Annotated in this window: 14 protein-coding genes; 10 read left to right on the forward strand and 4 right to left on the reverse strand. The window is 64.5% G+C overall.

All coding sequences use genetic code 11. From position 1 onward, the window contains the following. Window positions 1-113: 113 nt before the first annotated feature. Window positions 114-2,390: a transglycosylase domain-containing protein gene (locus AC04SF_RS26610; protein ID WP_488480212.1), complete on the forward strand. Its 2,277-nt coding sequence runs from the start codon at window positions 114-116 to the stop codon at window positions 2,388-2,390. Between the two features lie 62 nt (window positions 2,391-2,452). Beyond that, on the forward strand, window positions 2,453-3,205 hold the full coding sequence (locus AC04SF_RS26615; protein ID WP_096450280.1) for an SDR family NAD(P)-dependent oxidoreductase: 753 nt from the start codon (window positions 2,453-2,455) through the stop codon (window positions 3,203-3,205). Window positions 3,206-3,229: 24 nt separating this feature from the next. Here the strand turns inward: AC04SF_RS26615 and AC04SF_RS26620 are convergent, their stop codons facing one another. After that, on the reverse strand, window positions 3,230-4,150 hold the full coding sequence (locus AC04SF_RS26620; RefSeq protein WP_488480213.1) for a zinc-binding dehydrogenase: 921 nt from the start codon (window positions 4,148-4,150) through the stop codon (window positions 3,230-3,232). A gap of 101 nt (window positions 4,151-4,251) precedes the next feature. On the opposite strand from AC04SF_RS26620, the gene AC04SF_RS26625 reads away from it, so the two are divergent. Then, window positions 4,252-5,058: an AraC family transcriptional regulator gene (locus AC04SF_RS26625; protein WP_488480214.1), complete on the forward strand. Its 807-nt coding sequence runs from the start codon at window positions 4,252-4,254 to the stop codon at window positions 5,056-5,058. Here the strand turns inward: AC04SF_RS26625 and AC04SF_RS26630 are convergent, their stop codons facing one another. Both AC04SF_RS26630 and AC04SF_RS26635 read right to left on the reverse strand, forming a co-directional pair. Further along, window positions 5,059-6,843, reverse strand: coding sequence for a cation:proton antiporter domain-containing protein (locus AC04SF_RS26630; RefSeq protein WP_488480215.1), 1,785 nt, complete (start codon window positions 6,841-6,843; stop codon window positions 5,059-5,061). It abuts the gene before it with no gap. Window positions 6,844-7,062: 219 nt separating this feature from the next. Beyond that, window positions 7,063-7,512 carry a baeRF12 domain-containing protein gene (locus AC04SF_RS26635; protein WP_488480216.1) on the reverse strand — a complete coding sequence of 150 codons (450 nt, stop codon included), beginning with the start codon at window positions 7,510-7,512 and terminating at the stop codon, window positions 7,063-7,065. A 374-nt stretch (window positions 7,513-7,886) separates the two neighbouring features. On the opposite strand from AC04SF_RS26635, the gene cysG reads away from it, so the two are divergent. From cysG to AC04SF_RS26670, 7 genes are all read left to right on the forward strand, one after another. Beyond that, window positions 7,887-9,353, forward strand: a complete 1,467-nt coding sequence (gene cysG, locus AC04SF_RS26640) for a siroheme synthase CysG (protein ID WP_488480217.1) — start codon at window positions 7,887-7,889, stop codon at window positions 9,351-9,353. Further along, on the forward strand, window positions 9,350-9,643 hold the full coding sequence (locus AC04SF_RS26645) for a DUF2849 domain-containing protein (RefSeq protein WP_032931682.1): 294 nt from the start codon (window positions 9,350-9,352) through the stop codon (window positions 9,641-9,643). The genes cysG and AC04SF_RS26645 overlap by 4 nt, the downstream gene beginning before the upstream one ends. Window positions 9,644-9,688: 45 nt before the next feature. After that, window positions 9,689-11,359 carry a nitrite/sulfite reductase gene (locus AC04SF_RS26650; protein ID WP_202357857.1) on the forward strand — a complete coding sequence of 557 codons (1,671 nt, stop codon included), beginning with the start codon at window positions 9,689-9,691 and terminating at the stop codon, window positions 11,357-11,359. Further along, on the forward strand, window positions 11,334-12,098 hold the full coding sequence (locus AC04SF_RS26655) for a phosphoadenylyl-sulfate reductase (protein ID WP_488480218.1): 765 nt from the start codon (window positions 11,334-11,336) through the stop codon (window positions 12,096-12,098). Before AC04SF_RS26650 ends, AC04SF_RS26655 begins: the two co-directional genes overlap by 26 nt. Before the next feature lie 171 nt (window positions 12,099-12,269). After that, entirely contained in the window at window positions 12,270-12,803 is a 534-nt protein-coding gene (locus AC04SF_RS26660) for a DUF934 domain-containing protein (RefSeq protein ID WP_488480219.1), read from the forward strand. Window positions 12,804-12,898: 95 nt separating this feature from the next. Further along, complete coding sequence (locus AC04SF_RS26665) at window positions 12,899-14,506, forward strand: GMC family oxidoreductase (RefSeq protein ID WP_488480220.1); 1,608 nt, start codon at window positions 12,899-12,901, stop codon at window positions 14,504-14,506. A 184-nt stretch (window positions 14,507-14,690) separates the two neighbouring features. After that, a complete protein-coding gene (locus tag AC04SF_RS26670; RefSeq protein WP_013892983.1) occupies window positions 14,691-15,311 on the forward strand; it encodes a DJ-1/PfpI family protein in 621 nt (206 codons plus the stop codon). A gap of 39 nt (window positions 15,312-15,350) precedes the next feature. Here the strand turns inward: AC04SF_RS26670 and AC04SF_RS26675 are convergent, their stop codons facing one another. Beyond that, the gene (locus tag AC04SF_RS26675; protein WP_096450260.1) at window positions 15,351-16,373 is read right to left on the reverse strand and encodes a fatty acid desaturase; all 1,023 of its coding nucleotides are present in this window, start codon (window positions 16,371-16,373) and stop codon (window positions 15,351-15,353) included. Between the last annotated feature and the right edge of the window lie 79 nt (window positions 16,374-16,452).

The raw sequence follows: 16,452 nt of genomic DNA on the forward strand, positions 1-16,452 counted from the left end.
CAGGCATTTGATTATCAATCGCCTTGAATTTTTCCGACTTAACCCGCCTTTAAACCGCCGCATCTACTCTTCAACCCGGACGCCGTTAGCACCGGGGATAGCAAGCGCAAGGCATGGCGAACCGCAGAGACAGCCGCATCGAGCCCAGTTTCGAGGGACCGCCACAGGCGCGACCCCAGACGGGCCTTTCGGTGAGCGAGGAGGATCGCGTCGTGCCCAGCAACCGCAAAGCCTCCGCCAAACGCAAATCGTCGAAGGCGAAATCGTCGCGCGGCGGGCGTGGCAGAAGTCGCCGCGGCCTGTTCGGCGTGCTCGGCCGGCTGTTCTACTGGTGCTTCGTGCTCGCCATCTGGGGCGGCATCGCGGTGGCGGGCGTCGTCGTCTACTACGGCGCCAAGATGCCGGCGGCTACGACCTGGTCGATCCCCGACCGCGCCCCAAACATCAAGATCGTCTCAGTCGATGGCCAGTTGCTCGCCAATCGAGGCATGAGCGGCGGCGAAGCGGTCGGCCTGCGCGAAATGTCGCCTTACATTCCGGAAGCTGTGATCGCGATCGAAGATCGCCGGTTCTATTCGCATTTCGGCGTCGACCCGATCGGCCTGTCGCGCGCCATGGTGACCAACCTGCTTGGCGGGCATTTCTCGCAGGGCGGTTCGACGCTGACGCAGCAATTGGCGAAGAACCTGTTCCTGAAGCCCGACCGCACGCTGGAGCGCAAGGTGCAGGAGGTGCTGCTGGCGCTGTGGCTGGAGCACAAGCACACCAAGGACCAGATCCTCGAAATGTACCTCAACCGGGTCTATTTCGGCTCCGGCGCCTATGGCGTCGAGGCGGCGTCGCGCCGTTATTTCGGCAAGAGCGCGCGGGACGTCACGCTCTCGGAAGCAGCCCTGCTTGCCGGCCTGCTGAAAGCGCCGTCGCGGCTGTCGCCGGCGCGCGATCCGAAGGCCGCCGAGGAGCGTTCGCAGCTCGTGCTCGCCGCCATGCGCGAAGAGGGCAAGATCAGCGACAAGGAGCTGAAGACGGCGCTCAGCGCTCCCGCAACGCGTTCGCCGTCCTACTGGACGGGTTCGGAAAACTATGTCGCCGACACCATCATGGAAGAACTGCCCGACCTGATCGGCGACGTGCGCGGCGACATCGTCATCGACTCCACCGTCGACCTGAACCTGCAGAAGCTTGCCGAGCAGTCGATCCGCCGGCTGATCGATGAAAGCGGCAAGAAGCTCAACGTCACCCAGGGCGCCCTGGTGTCGATCGACGATTCCGGCGCGGTGCGCGCCATGGTCGGCGGTTACGACTATTCGACCAGCCAGTTCGACCGCGCCTCGGAAGCGCGCCGCCAGCCGGGCTCGGCATTCAAGCCGTTCGTCTATATGGCGGCGCTCGAAGCCGGCCGCACGCCCGACAGCACGCGCAACGATGCGCCGATCAGGATCGGCAACTGGACACCCGACAATTACGGCGGCAAGTACTTTGGCAAGGTCACACTGGCGACGGCGCTGGCCAAGTCGCTGAACTCGGTTGCCGCGCAATTGACTATGGAGGTCGGGCCGAACGCCGTCGTCGAGGCAGCGCACCGCATGGGCATCCAGTCCGATCTGCAGGCCAACACCTCGATCGCGCTCGGCACTTCGGAAGTGACGCCGCTGGAGCTGACCTCGGCCTATGTTCCGTTCGCCAATGGCGGCTACAAGCCCGACATCCACTTCATCCGCCGCATCACGACAGCCGAGGGCAAGGTGCTCTATGACAGCAGCGGCGGCAGCGCGCCGCGTGTGGTCAAACCCGAGATCGTCGGCATGATGAACTCGATGATGACCGGCACCGTCGAGATCGGCACCGCCAAAAAGGCGGCTTTTGCCTGGCCGTCGGCCGGCAAGACCGGCACCAGCCAGAATTCGCGCGATGCCTGGTTCGTCGGCTACACCGCCAATCTCACCACCGGCGTGTGGTTCGGCAATGATGACGGCACGGCGATGAAGAAGGTCACCGGCGGCGCGCTGCCGGCGCAGGCCTGGCATGAATTCATGGTTGCCGCACATGAAGGCGTGCCGGTGCGGCCGCTGCCCGGCACCTGGAAGTCGACGCCGGCCGATACGATCGTGCCCGACGACATACCGTCCGCCGACAACAACCAGCCGGCGCCGGTTCCTTCAGCGTCGGTTGGCCAGCAGGCTCCGTCAGCGCAGGCAGCCGCGCCGGCGGCCCAAGCGCAGGCCCGCGTGGCGCGGCCTGCCCAGACCGTCGATGCCGATGGCTTCAACATGCCGGCGGACGACGGCACCACCGCTTCGGTCGGCCATCCCGTGCCGCCGGGCAATGTTGGCGGTCCGCTGAAGAAGAAGAAGCAGACCTCGATCCTGGATATTCTGGGCGGCGGCTGAGCGGTAATTCGCCTCTCGCCAGCGCCACGGCGTTCCGCTACATCTCCGCCCGGAGATCTGACATGGCTGAACGCGACACCAGAAAAACCATCGTGCTGACCGGCGCCAGCCGAGGTATCGGTCACGCAACGGTCAAGCGCTTTTCGCGCGAGGGCTGGCGCGTCATCACCTGTTCGCGCCAGGCTTTCGCCGAGGATTGCCCGTGGCCGGCAGGCCCCGAGGACCACATCAAGGTCGACCTCGCCGACCAGGAAGATGTCGGCGTCGCCGTCTCTGAGATCCGCCACCGGCTGGAAGCGCATGGCGGTCAGCTGCACGCGCTGGTCAACAATGCCGGCATTTCGCCCAAGCTCAAGGACGGCAACAGCCGCATGGACTCGATCGACACGCCGATGCATGTCTGGCGCGACGTGTTCCAGGTCAACTTCTTCGCGCCGATCATGCTGGCGCGGGGATTGTTCAAAGAGTTAGCCGCGGCCAAGGGTTCGATCGTCAACGTCACTTCGATCGCCGGCACCCGGGTGCATCCCTTCGCCGGCACCGCTTATGCGACATCGAAGGCCGCACTCGGCTCGCTGACGCGCGAGATGGCGCATGACTTTGGTCCGCACGGCATTCGCGTGAACGCCATTGCGCCGGGCGAGATCGACACGGCGATCCTGTCGCCGGGCACGGAAAAGATCGTCGAGACGATCCCGCTCAGACGCCTCGGCACCACGGCTGAGGTCGCCGACATCATCTTCTTCCTGTGCTCGCAGCAGGCCTCTTATGTGACCGGCTCGGAAATCCACATCAATGGCGGCCAGCACGTGTGAACAAGCCGACTTCGGCTGGGCTGCTCATCCGGCCATGGTGAGAACAGCCTTGCCGCTGAAGCTGCGCTGTCGCAGGGCGTCCAGAGCCTGGGCGATATCCGTCCACGGCATGGTCAAGGCGACGCGGGTTTCCAGCCGGCCGGCCGCGACCAGGGTGAGCAGCGCGGCAATATCAGCGCCGATGCCCGAGCCGGAATTATAGTAGGCGAAGGTCTGAAGCCTCGCGCCCTCATGGCCCGGAACGAACTGGCGAAAGCCTACCGGCGTGAGTTCGCCACTGCTTGAGCCAAACATGACGATGGTCCCGCCGGGCGCGACGCGTTCGATCGCGTGGGCGAGGCTTTCACCGCCAACGGACTCGGTGATCAGTGAAAACGGGCCCTCGGCCAGTTCGATCGCCTCGACCACCTGCTCGGCTCCCAACCCGCGGAGGTCCTCGGCATGCCGCGCGGCGGCGATCGCGGTCACCGAGGCGCCTTGCTCGCGGGCGATCTGGATTTGGAAACGGCCGACCGCGCCGCTCGCACCGGTTATCAGCACCTCTAGGCCGGCGAGGTCACCGCCATGGCGCAACGTCCTCAGTGCCGTCGTGCCCGCCACGGGGAGCGTGGCCGCCGCGACGAAGCCGATCTCATCCGGCAGGACGGCGAGACGGTCGGTCGGAACCGCGACCCGTTCGGCCCAGCCGGCCTCGTCAACCAGGGCCACGACCCTTGTGCCCACGGTCGGCCCGGAGCCATCGACTGCCGCCCGTTCGACGACCCCGACCACATCCTGGCCAGGTATCCAGCCGTCCGGACGTATGGCGAGCAGGCGCAGTTCGCCGCGGTTCAACGAGGTTGCGCGGACGGCGACCAGAACCTCGTTCGCGCAAGGACGTGGCTCGTCCACTTCGGTGAGCTTCAGCCTGGCGGCATTGTCGGAGGAGATGGTGAGGGCGAGCATGGGGTCTTCCTTGGCCAAATGGCGAGAACGGCCCGAGCCTATCGATTTACGCGGTCGAATAATCTAGATATAAAGGCAATTGATCGCTAAAAGCGGGCATCATGCGACAGCCTCTTCGCTACCCATGGCTCGATTTCGACGTCGATGACATCCCTGCTCCGGCGATCGCCGTGCGCGTTGACGTCACCGAGACCAAGGCCGAGGTGTCGGATCATTGGCATCGCAAGGGGCAACTCGTCTTCGCGCTCGGCGGCGGCGTCACCTGCCGCGTTCCCAGCGGCCTGTGGATGGTGCCGCCGCATTGCGGCGTATGGGTGCCAAGCCGCATGCAGCACAGCAACATCGCGACGGCCAACGCGCGGATTTTCTTCGTCTATATCGAGCCGGGCGCGGCCGAGCTGCCGGATCGGTGCTGCACGCTTTCGATCTCGCCGCTGCTGCGCGAGCTCATCATCGAACTGTCTGACTGTGCGCCTGACGATGCGAGGTGCGCTTTCCTGGGAAGCATCCTGCTCGCCGAACTGCCCGATATGCCTATCCAGCAATTGCATCTGCCGATCTCCTCCGAACCACGCTTGCGGCGGATCGCAGAAGCGTTGGCGCAGGACCCGGCTGACCGCAGCACGTTGGCCGAGTGGGCCAGTCGTGTCGCGCTCAGCGAGAGCAGTCTTGCCCGCCTCGTCGTCAAGGAGACCGGCTTGAGCTTCGGCCGGTGGCGCCAGCAATTGCACCTGATCGTTGCGATCAGGGAACTCGCTTCGGGTGCCAGCGTCCAGCGGGTTTCGGGCTATCTCGGCTATGAGTCCGTCACAGCCTTCATCACCATGTTCAAGAAGGCGCTCGGCAGGCCTCCAGCGCAGTATCTCAGCAGCATCGCACGCAATGGCGGTTCCGCGTTCGTGGCGTGATCAGGCGGCGGACGGCTCGGTCGCGGATGGCTTGTGGCCGAGCACCTCTTCGACGATGCCGCGCGCGATTTCGCGTTCGCCCATGATCACCGTGTCGGCGCCGAGCCCCTTGAGGTGCTCGACTTCGGCATCGGAATGGGCGCGGGCAACGACGCTGATTTTGGGGTTGGCGGCGCGCGCCCTGAGCACGATCTGGCCGGCCTCGAAGGCATTGGGGATGGCGAGGATCAGCCGGCTGGCGCCTTCGGGATTGGCGGCGGCGAACACTTCGGCGTTGGCGGCATTGCCGGCGACGGTCTCGACGCCGTCGGCTTTCAGCTTGGCCAGCGTCTTGTCGGCGTCCTCGATGACGAGGAAGGGTAGGGCTGCTTCCTTCAGCGCTGCGCCGACAAGGCCGCCGACACGGCCATAGCCGATCAGGATGGCATGGCCGGTAAGCACCGTCTTCGGCGGCGGGCCGTCTTCCTCTTTGGAGGTTGCGGTGACAGAGGCCACCTGGCCCGGTTCCGTCGCCGGACCGACCGGCTTGGCGTCTGCCGCCGGTGCCGTCCTGGCGGCGCGGGCCTCGAGCCACGGTTTCATCCAGTCGATGACCAGGAACATCAGCGGGTTGAGCACGATCGACAGGATAGCGCCGGCCAGGATCAGGTCGCGGCCCTGTTCGGGCAGAAGTTTCAGTCCGACGCCGAGTTCGGCCAGGATGAAGGAGAATTCGCCGATCTGGGCTAGGCTGGCCGAAATCATCAGGGCCGTGGCCAGGGGATAGCCGAAGGCGACGACGATGACGAAGGCGGCCAGCGACTTGCCGATGACGATGATGGCCAGCGTGGCCAGGATCGGCAGGCCGTTGCTGACCAGGCTGAACGGGTCGAACAGCATGCCGACAGAGACGAAGAACAGCACCGAGAAGGCGTCGCGCAGCGGCAGCGATTCTTCGGCCGCGCGGTGGCTGAGCTCGGATTCGCTCATGATCATGCCGGCGAAGAAGGCGCCGAGCGCCAGCGAGACGCCGAACAGTTTTGCCGAGCCGAAGGCGACACCGAGCGCGATGGCAAGCACCGCCAGCCGGAACAGTTCGCGCGACCCGGTGTGGGCGACGTAGTGCAGGATCCACGGAATGACCCGGCGGCCGACCACCAGCATCACGACGACGAAGGCGGCGACCTTGGCGAGCGTGATGCCAACGACGCCCCAGATGCCGTAGCTGGCCGGCAGCGACAGCAGGCCGCTTGTGTGCACGTCCGCCTGTTCCTGGCCGCCGAGCACGCCGGCAAGGGCCGGCAGCAGGACCAGCGCCAGCACCATGGCCAGATCCTCGACGATCAGCCAACCGACGGCGATGCGGCCGCGTTCGGTCTCGATCAGCCGGCGTTCCTGAAGCGCGCGCAACAGCACCACGGTCGAGGCAACCGACAGCGCCAGGCCGAACACTAGGCCCGCGCCCATTGACCAGCCAAGCATCCAGGACAGTCCGGCGCCAAGTGCCGTGGCAAATCCGATCTGGACGATGGCGCCGGGAACGGCGATGGCGCGGACCGACAGCAGGTCCTTCAGCGAGAAATGCAGGCCGACGCCGAACATCAAGAGGATGACGCCGATTTCCGCCAGTTCATTGGCAAGGCCGGCATCGGCGACGAAACCCGGCGTGTTCGGCCCGACCAGCACGCCGGCCACGAGATAGCCGACCAGCGGCGGAATGCGGAAACGATTGGCGAGAGCGCCGAAGACGAAAGCCAGCCCCAGACCGGCGACGATGGTGGCGATAAGGGGCGTGTCATGCGGCATTGTCTATGGAGCGCCTTTCAAGCTGGGGATGTCGGATTTGCGCCGCCCGAAGCCGCCGCCTGTTTTGCAATATGGTGGAAGGGGTGACGGTGATGCAACCCGCAACGGGTGTGAAAATCGACGGTGGGGCGACAAAATGCTTGGCCGGCAGCCGAGAGGCCGCCGGTCCGGTTTGCGCCCACTGTGGCATTCGCCTCGATAAGGAGACCCGTCGCGCGGTCAGGCCGCTTGCAGAAAGGCCTCGATCTCGGAGATGGCGTGGTTGGTCATGGTTTTTGGAATTTCAGCCGTCACCTTGTCACCGACCTCCTTGTGCAGCTTCTTGCGCATGGCGCCAAGCATCATCGGCGGGGCGACAAGCACGATGCTGTCGAGCTCACCGCCATGAGCGAGCTTGTAGAGGCGGTCCGCGATCTCGTCCGCAAAGCGTTCCTTGCCGATCCGATGCCAGTCGGTATCCTCGACGGCGCTGCGGTGCACGGACGGGCCATCATTGTACCGGCCTGGGCTGTCGCTTCCCTGTTCACGAGTGGGCGGGTTCTCCTGTTCCATTATCTGCACGACTTCGAGATTTGGGAACTTGTTGTCGCCGGCGTTCTTCAACAAGAGCGCTTTTTCGCCGTCGGCCACCAGGACCCAGATGCCGTGCTTCAGTTTGATCGTGTCCATGAAAGCGCTCCTTTTGATGAATGGCTACGCTTCGGAACGCGTTTCAACCCGGCAACGTTCCACCCCCCCCTACGGCGGTGCCGCCCGGCGGTTGAATTCGGGATCTTTGAGTTGGTGACTTTAATCTACTGAATTGGTAGAAATTAGAAAAAACTGTTTTGCGAAATAAGGGGCAGGTCGCTAGAAAGACCTGAAGTCAAGGCCCGCTTCAGCGGCTTGAATCCGTCCGCACCCTGGATGTGGAATATTTTTCTCCTGCCTTTCGCAGTTGCGAAAAAGCGATTGCCTGCCATCACAGGATGCGCGAGTGCTTTGCTTCTGGTTTTTCGCGCCCGGGCGTAAAACTGCCAACCTGTTCCCGGATTGCTTATCTCATGCCGCATGCCGTGCCCAAGCTCAACGCCTTTCCCGTCTTCGTGCGGGTCGAGGGCGAAGCCCTGGCCATCGTCGGCGGTGGCGATGAGGCCCTGGCCAAGGCGCGGCTGATCGGACAGTCGAGTGCGGTCCTGCGCATCATCGCGCAAAATGCCGAACCGGAGCTGCTTGCCTTCATCGCTCAGTCCGGCGCCAGCCACGTTGCGGCGGCCTACGATGCCTCGCAGTTGGAGGGCGCGGTCATGGTGTTTGCCGCCAGCGGCGACGAGGCGCTTGACCGTCGCGTGGCTGCGGACGCGCGCCGGCTGGGCATCCCGGTCAATGCCGTCGACCGGCCGGAGCTCTGTGATTTCTTCACCCCGGCGCTGGTCAACCGCGCGCCGGTCGCCATCGCCATCGGCACCGAAGGTGCAGGCCCGGTGCTTGCCCAGCTGTTGCGCAGCCGCATCGATCAGATGCTGTCGCCATCGCTCGGTTCGCTGGCGACGCTCGCCGCTTCACTGCGTGGCGCCGCCGAGAAATTGTTGCCGAAAGGCAATGCCCGCCGGCGCTTCTGGAGCAGTTTTTTCCGGGGTGCGCCTGCCCATGCCGTGGAAGCCGGCCAGCTGTCGCAGGCGCATGACGCGGCCGTCGATCTGCTGCTGTCGAACGCACCGGCTTCGGGCCACATCGCCCTGGTCGGCGCCGGCCCCGGCGCCGAGGATCTTCTGACGTTGCGGGCGCATCGCCTGCTGATGGAAGCCGATGTCATCGTCCATGACGCGCTGGTGCCGGAGGCGGTCGTCGCCATGGGCCGCCGCGACGCCGAGCGCCTTCCGGTCGGCAAACGCAAGGGCTGCCACACCAAGAGTCAGGCCGAGATCAACGCGCTGCTGGTCGAGCTCGGCCAACAGGGCAAGCGCGTGGTGCGGCTGAAGTCGGGCGATCCGCTGGTGTTCGGCCGCGCCGGTGAGGAAATGGCGGCGTTGCGCGATGCCGGCATCGCCTACGAAGTGGTTCCGGGCGTCACCGCGGCCTTTGCCGCCGCCGCCGATTTCGAACTGCCGCTGACCTTGCGCGGCGTGTCGTCGTCGATGGTGTTCACCACCGGCCACGATCTCAAGGGAAATTCATTGCCCGACTGGGCCAAGCTCGCCATTTCCGGCGCCACCGTCGCCGTCTATATGGGCCGCTCGGTGGCGGCCGAAGTCGCCGGCCGGCTGATCGAGGCCGGCCTGTCGCCGGACACGGCGGTGGCCGTGGTCGAGAATGCCAGCCTGGCCAACCGTCGTCGCTTCCACGGCACGCTGGCCGATCTGCCGTCGCTGGAAGCGCGCGGCGATCTTTCCGGGCCGGTCATGACCATCATCGGCGATGCCGTTGCCGGCGCCAACTTTGAACGGTCCGAGCCGCTTGCGGCACACAGGAATGACGATTTGGGACATGAAGGCGCGGCCATAGCCGCCACTGAGAGAGTTCAGCCATGAAGATACTCACCGCCAACCGCCTGACCGACGGCATCGCCGTCTGGTACGCCGACGGTGGCTGGGCCGAGACCGTGGGCCAGGCCGACCTTGCCCATGACAAGGCAGCCGAGGACCGCCTGGAGGCGATCGGCGCCAAGGCCTATGCCGACAATGAAGTGGTCGATGTCAATTTGATCGACGCGGAAGTCGTCGACGGTGTCGTTGAGCCGGTGCGGTTGCGTGAAAAGATCCGCGCCGCCGGCCCGACCATCCGCGGCGATCTCGGCAAGCAGGCCGAGCGGGCAGCATAGCCAGGATTTGAGTGAAACGGGCGGACGCGCCCTGAAAGACGAAGCATGTACCGTTACGATGAGTTCGACCACGATTTTGTCCAGGCCCGCGTCGCCGAGTTCAGCGACCAGGTCCAGCGCCGGCTGTCCGGCGAAATCACCGAGGACCAGTTCCGGCCGCTCAGGCTGATGAACGGCGTCTACCTGCAGCTGCACGCCTACATGCTGCGCATCGCGGTGCCCTACGGCACGCTGAACGGCAAGCAGCTGCGCATGCTCGGCCACATCGCCCGCAAATACGACAAGGGCTACGGCCATTTCACCACGCGCCAGAACATCCAGTTCAACTGGCCGGCGCTGTCGGACATTCCGGCGATCCTCGCCGATCTGGCCAGCGTCGAGATGCACGCGATCCAGACCAGCGGCAACTGCATCCGCAATGTCACCGCCGACCATTTCGCCGGTGCCGCCGCCGACGAGGTCGCCGATCCGCGCCCCTATGCGGAGATCCTGCGGCAATGGTCGTCGGTGCATCCGGAATTCTCGTTCCTGCCCAGGAAATTCAAGATCGCGGTGACGGGTGCCGAGCGCGACCGCGCCGCCATCCAGACCCACGATATCGGCCTGCACCTGAAGAAGAACGCCGCCGGCGAGCTTGGCTTCGCCGTCTATGTCGGCGGCGGCCAGGGCCGCACGCCGATGGTGGCGCGGAAGATCCGCGACTTCCTGCCGGAAGCCGACCTTCTGTCCTACTGCACGGCGATCCTGCGCGTTTACAACCTCTATGGCCGCCGCGACAACAAGTACAAGGCACGCATCAAGATCCTCGTGCACGAGACCGGCGTCGAGGAAATCACCCGCCAGGTCGAGGCCGAATGGCAGGAGTTGAAGGACGCCGAGCTGAAGCTGCCGGACGCCGATATCCGCGCCATCGAAGCCTATTTCGCACCGCCAACGCTCGCCGATCGGCCGGAAGGCGACCAGGCGGTCAAGCTGGCGCGTCTCGATTCCAAAGGTTTCTCGGAGTGGCTCGACCAGAATGTGGTGACGCACCGCCATCCCGACTATGCGGCGGTGACGATTTCGCTCAAGGGCATCGGCGAGGTGCCGGGCGATGCTTCCGACAGCCAGATGGAAGCGGTCGCCGACATCGCCGAGAAATACGCCTTCGACGAGCTGCGCGTCAGCCATGAGCAGAACCTTATCCTGCCGCATGTCGCGCGCGCCGACCTCAAGGCGGTCTATGACGCGCTGGTTGATATCGGGCTGGCGACGGCCAACTCCAATTTGATATCGGACATCATCTCGTGCCCCGGCCTCGACTATTGCGCGCTGGCCACCGCGCGCTCGATCCCGATCGCGCAGGAAATCTCGCAACGTTTCGCCTCGCTGGAACGCCAGCGCGAGATCGGCGAGTTGAAGTTGAAGATCTCCGGCTGCATCAATGCCTGCGGCCATCACCATGTCGGCCATATCGGTATCCTCGGCGTCGAGAAGAAGGGCTCCGAGCTCTATCAGGTGACGCTGGGCGGTTCGGCCGACGAAAACACGTCGGTCGGCGAGATCATCGGCCGCGGCTTCTCGTCGGAAGAGATCACCGACGCCATCGAGCAGATCGTCGAGACCTATCTCGGCCTCCGGCTCAACCCACAGGAAAAATTCATCGACGCCTACCGCCGTGTCGGTCCCGCGCCGTTCAAGGAGGCGCTCTATGCTGGCGAAACCAAGGCCGCTTGACCACATCGCCAACGTCGATGACGGCGTCGCCGCCAAGGCGGCGGGGCTCGACGCGCTTTATGGTCATCTGAAGCCGCTCGAGATCATCGAACGCTCGGCGCGCGAACTGTTTCACGACGAGATCGCCGCGGTCTCGTCCTTCGGGGCGGATTCGGCGGTGCTGCTGCACATGATCGCGGAGATCGACCGCACGCTGCCGGTCATCTTCCTCGACACCGGCAAGCATTTCGAGGAGACGCTCGGCTACCGCGACGCGCTCGTCGCCGATTTCGGGCTGACCAACATCCAGGTGATCAAGCCCGAGGAAGCCGCGCTCGAGCGGATCGACCCGACGGGCAATCTGCACCAGAGCAACACCGATGCCTGCTGCGGCGTGCGCAAGGTCGAGCCGCTGGCGCGTGGCGTGGCGCCCTTCCGCGCTTGGTTCACCGGCCGCAAGCGCTTCCAGGCCTCGACGCGGGCGGCGTTGCCGGTGTTCGAGGCGGTCGGCGCGCGCATCCGCATCAATCCATTGGCGCACTGGACGACCTCGGACCAGGCCGACTACATGCGCGCCCATGCACTGCGCGAAAATCCGCTGGTCGCCTATGGCTATCTCTCGATCGGCTGTTTCCCGTGCACGCAACCGGTGCAGCCGGGCGAGGACGCACGCAGCGGCCGCTGGGCCGGTCACGCCAAGACCGAGTGCGGCATCCACCTATCGGGGCTGGAAGTGTCGCTGACCGACGCATCCCTATAGGGCGGGTTGATATCCAGGTGAGGCCGGCCTGCAAATGGCTGATACCTGCGCTTCCGGTGCTCACGTACTTCAAGTACGCTCCGCTCCGGTTCTCGGTATCAGCCATTTTCGACACGGCCTGACCTGAATCTCAACGCGCTCCGAGCTTCTTCGAATTTTTAGGAATTTTTGATGACTGAAACGACGACAGCGGAGACCCGGCTATGGACCCCGCAGGGTTTTCGCGAGGACGAATGGGCTCATGCCGAAAGTGCTGACGCGCTTTCCGGCAATGGCCGCTTCATCCTGCCGCTGCAGGCATTCCTCGGCCTTGATCCGGAGGTGCGCCGGTCCGCCAAGGAGCGGCTCGGCGTGGTGCTGCAGCCCGGCGATCAGCTCGAGAAGATAGCGGACCTGCTCGACCAGCTGTCGCTGGTGGCGCTGGTCTTCCCGGCCTTCAGCGATGGGCGCTCCTTCTCCAAGGCTGAACTGCTGCGCAGCCGCTACCACTTTGGAGGTGCCGTTCGCGCCACCGGCCAGGTGCTGGTCGATCCGTTGCCGCATATGTTGCGGCTGGGCTTCGACGAGTTCGAGATCTCCAATCCGGTGCTGTTGAAGCGCCTGGAAGAGGGCCACACCGGTGGGCTGGGGCTTTACTACCAGCCAACCGCCGTGCCGGAGCCCAAGGGCCCGAAATATTCCTGGCGGCGCGTTCGCAAGAGCTGACGCAGCGGTAATCGCGCGCGTCTTTACATCAGCTCTGATCAGGCCTTCTCTTGGCTGTCCGGACGGAAACATCCGCCGGGCGGGAGGAGAAGATCATGGATTTCGACTATGTCATCGCCGGTGGCGGATCAGCCGGCTGCACGCTTGCCGCGCGGCTTTCCGAAGATCCATCGAAGACGGTGTGCCTGATCGAAGCCGGTGGCGAGGGCAAGAACCTGTTGATCCGCGCGCCGGCCGGCATCATCGCGCTGCTGCCGGGACGGCCGAAGATCAACAACTGGGCCTTCCAGACGGTGCCGCAAGAGGGTCTCAACGGCCGCAGGGGTTTTCAGCCGCGCGGCAAGGCGCTGGGCGGATCCAGCGCCATCAATGCCATGCTCTATACGCGCGGGCACCGCGGCGACTATGACGAATGGGCCAACCTCGGCTGCGACGGCTGGTCATGGGACGAGGTGCTGCCCTATTTCCGGCGGGCGGAAGGCAACCAACGCGGCTCTGATGCCCTGCATGGCGGTGACGGGCCGCTGCGGGTTGCCGAGCAGCAAGAGCCTCGTGCGCTCTCCCGGGCCTTTGTCGAGGCCTGCGGCGAAAACCAGATCCGCCGCAACGATGATTTCAACGGCGTCGAACAGGAAGGTGCCGGGCTCTATCAGGTGACGCAATTCTGGGGTGAACGCCGCAATGGCGAGCGCTGTTCGGCGGCCGCTGCCTATCTGCAACCGGTCATGAACAGGCCGAACGTTACCGTCATCACCGGAGCGCATGCCACGGCGGTCATCCTCAATGGCAAGCGCGCCACCGGCGTGCGGTATCGCGCGGGGAAGGGCGAAGCCGTCGCGAAAGCCAGGCGTGAGGTGATCGTCTGTAGCGGCGCCTTCGGTTCGCCGCAGCTCCTGTTGCTGTCGGGCATCGGCCCGGCTGCCGAACTTGCCATGCATGGCATTCCGGTCATTCATGAACTGCCCGGCGTTGGCAAGAACCTGCAGGACCACCTTGATTTCATCATGGGCTGGACGTCCAGGGATGCCGACATGATGGGCATCGGTGTGCGCGGCCTGCCTGGCCTGCTGCGGCACATTCTGCGCTGGCGGAAAGATGGCGGCGGTATGATCGCCACGCCCTATGCCGAAGGCGGTGCCTTCCTCAAGTCCGATCCGGCGATAGAACGGCCCGACCTGCAACTGCATTTCTGCATCGCGATCGTGGATGATCATGGCCGCAAGCTGCATATGGGATATGGCTTTTCCTGCCATGTCTGCGTGCTGCGGCCGCATTCGCGCGGCGAGGTCGGGCTGTCGACCCATGATCCCATGGCACCACCGCGCATCGATCCGCGCTTTCTTTCGGACGAACGCGACGCCGAACTTTTGCTCAAGGGGGCCAGGATGATGCGCGGCATCCTGGAGGCGCCGGCGCTGGCCAGATATCGCCACAAGGAAATCTACACCGCCGGTGTTTCGAGCGACGCGGAGTTGATGTCGCACATCCGTGCCCGCGCCGACACGATCTATCACCCGGCCGGCACCTGCAAGATGGGCGTCGACGAGATGGCAGTGGTCGATCCGCAATTGCGGGTCCACGGGCTCAAGGCCTTGCGGGTCGTCGACGCCTCGGTGATGCCGACCCTGATCGGCGGCAACACCAACGCGCCGACCATCATGATTGCCGAGAAGGCGGCGGACATGATCAAGGCGGCCGCCTGACTGCGGCTCTGGTCGAGCCAGCGAGGCTGTTTTCGTCTGCCGGGAACGGCCTTCGGTCAAGAATGCGGAAAACTGGTCATACCAATTTGGCGATTTGCGCTTTCCCTTTAACCGTCCTGCCCTTAGGATAGGGAACATTATTTCGCGACCCGAAATAAATATAGCCACAAGGGAGGAACCGGGAATGGCTGGCAAGAAAATATTGATGCTCGTTGGCGAGTTCAGCGAGGAGTATGAGATTTTCGTCTTTGAACAGGCCATGCATGCGGTCGGCCACACCGTGCATGTAGTCTGCCCGGACAAGAAGGCGGGCGATGTCCTGAAGACCTCGCTTCACGACTTCGAAGGCCACCAGACCTACACGGAAAAGCTCGGCCACGACTACATCCTCAACAAGACGTTCTCCGAGGTCGACCCGGCCAAATATGACGCCGTCTACGCGGCGGGCGGGCGCGGTCCCGAATACATCCGTATCGACAAGCGGGTGCAGGCGCTGGTGCGGCATTTCCACGAGGCCGGCAAGCCGATCTTCACCATCTGCCATGGCGTACAGATCCTGATCGCGGTCGACGGCGTAGTGCGGGGCAGGGAAGTGGCGGCGCTGCACTATTGCGAGCCGGAAGTGACGCTGGCCGGCGGCATCTACATCGACGTCGCCCCGACCGGTGCCCATGTCGACGGCAATCTCGTTTCAGCCAAGGGCTGGCCTGGCCTGTCCAACTTCATCCGCGAATGCCTGAAGGTGCTGGGCACCGAGATCCGCCATGGCGAGATCCTGATGCGCGACGAGCGCCAGGCGGCTTGATCCGGTGGCAAGCTGCCGCGCCATGGCGCGGCAGTCTTTCTACAACGCCGCCCGTGCTTCGCGGAACGACACCAGCTTGCGGCGGTTCTCGTCCCACAATGCCAGTTTGACGCAGCGCAAGCTGTCGAGCAGCGTGACGCGACCGATACCGCGCAGCTCCGGATAATCCCGCAGCACCTCCTGCAGCCGGTAGCCCGGCACCTTGGCGGAGAGGTGGTGCACGTGGTGGACGCCGATATTGCCGGTGAACCAGTTCAGCACCGGCGGCAGGTCGTAATAGGACGAGCCGTGCAGGGCGGCATGCTGGAACTCCCAGTCGTCGTCCTTTGCCCATTCCGTCTCCTCGAACTGGTGCTGGACGTAGAACAGCCAGATGCCGGCCGAGCCCGCGAGAATGACGATTGGCAGATGGACAACCAGGAACGCACCGGGGCCGACGGCCCAGATGAGAATGGCTGCCGCAAGCGCGATGGCGAGGTTGGTGGTCATCGACGACACCCAGGGCGTCAGGCCGCCGCGCATCATGCCAATGGGCAGCCTTTGCGAGAAGATGAACAGCCAGATCGGCCCCAGCCCGAACATCACCAGCGGGTGGCGATAGAGCCGATAGGCGAGGCGCCCACGCCAGGACAATTGCCGGTATTCGGCAACGGTCAGCGTCCTGATATCGCCCATGCCGCGCTCGTCGAGATTGCCGGCGCTGGCATGATGTGTCGCGTGCGCGCGCCGCCAGCAATCATAGGGCGTCAGCGTCAGGACACCGAGCGCGCGACCGATCCAGTCGTCGGCGTATCGATTGGCAAAGAAAGAGCCATGGCCGCAATCGTGCTGGATCATGAAGATGCGCACCAGGAACCCGGCCGCCGGCAGGATCAGGATCAGCCCCCACCAATGGCCATAGGCATAGGCCGCCGAGGACAGTGCCCAGAGCGTGGCAAATGGAATGAGGGTGATGGCGAGTTCGATGGCGCTGCGCCGCCGGTCCGGCTTCTTGTAGCGCGCCAGAATCTTCAGCCAGGCGCGCTTGCTGTTGGCGGCCGCATCGGGGGAAATCATGTTCATCAGGAACCATAGGCGCGGCGTGTGGCCACCGCAAGGCAACCATCACGCAGAATTACTGTGCGTAATTGTCGCGTAAGCG

It is taken from the genome of Mesorhizobium sp. CNPSo 4671 (assembly GCF_057784245.1).

What these genes read in the sequence shown, in the direction of transcription:
- AC04SF_RS26615 (WP_096450280.1), top strand. Translation starts at nt 2,453, where the DNA reads ATGGCTGAACGCGACACCAGAAAAACCATCGTGCTGACCGGCGCCAGC.
- AC04SF_RS26675 (WP_096450260.1), bottom strand. Translation starts at nt 16,373, where the DNA reads ATGAACATGATTTCCCCCGATGCGGCCGCCAACAGCAAGCGCGCCTGG.
- AC04SF_RS26610 (WP_488480212.1), top strand. Translation starts at nt 114, where the DNA reads ATGGCGAACCGCAGAGACAGCCGCATCGAGCCCAGTTTCGAGGGACCG.
- AC04SF_RS26620 (WP_488480213.1), bottom strand. Translation starts at nt 4,150, where the DNA reads ATGCTCGCCCTCACCATCTCCTCCGACAATGCCGCCAGGCTGAAGCTC.
- AC04SF_RS26625 (WP_488480214.1), top strand. Translation starts at nt 4,252, where the DNA reads ATGCGACAGCCTCTTCGCTACCCATGGCTCGATTTCGACGTCGATGAC.
- AC04SF_RS26635 (WP_488480216.1), bottom strand. Translation starts at nt 7,512, where the DNA reads ATGGACACGATCAAACTGAAGCACGGCATCTGGGTCCTGGTGGCCGAC.
- AC04SF_RS26665 (WP_488480220.1), top strand. Translation starts at nt 12,899, where the DNA reads ATGGATTTCGACTATGTCATCGCCGGTGGCGGATCAGCCGGCTGCACG.
- cysG (WP_488480217.1), top strand. Translation starts at nt 7,887, where the DNA reads ATGCCGCATGCCGTGCCCAAGCTCAACGCCTTTCCCGTCTTCGTGCGG.
- AC04SF_RS26670 (WP_013892983.1), top strand. Translation starts at nt 14,691, where the DNA reads ATGGCTGGCAAGAAAATATTGATGCTCGTTGGCGAGTTCAGCGAGGAG.
- AC04SF_RS26650 (WP_202357857.1), top strand. Translation starts at nt 9,689, where the DNA reads ATGTACCGTTACGATGAGTTCGACCACGATTTTGTCCAGGCCCGCGTC.
- AC04SF_RS26645 (WP_032931682.1), top strand. Translation starts at nt 9,350, where the DNA reads ATGAAGATACTCACCGCCAACCGCCTGACCGACGGCATCGCCGTCTGG.
- AC04SF_RS26655 (WP_488480218.1), top strand. Translation starts at nt 11,334, where the DNA reads ATGCTGGCGAAACCAAGGCCGCTTGACCACATCGCCAACGTCGATGAC.
- AC04SF_RS26630 (WP_488480215.1), bottom strand. Translation starts at nt 6,843, where the DNA reads ATGCCGCATGACACGCCCCTTATCGCCACCATCGTCGCCGGTCTGGGG.
- AC04SF_RS26660 (WP_488480219.1), top strand. Translation starts at nt 12,270, where the DNA reads ATGACTGAAACGACGACAGCGGAGACCCGGCTATGGACCCCGCAGGGT.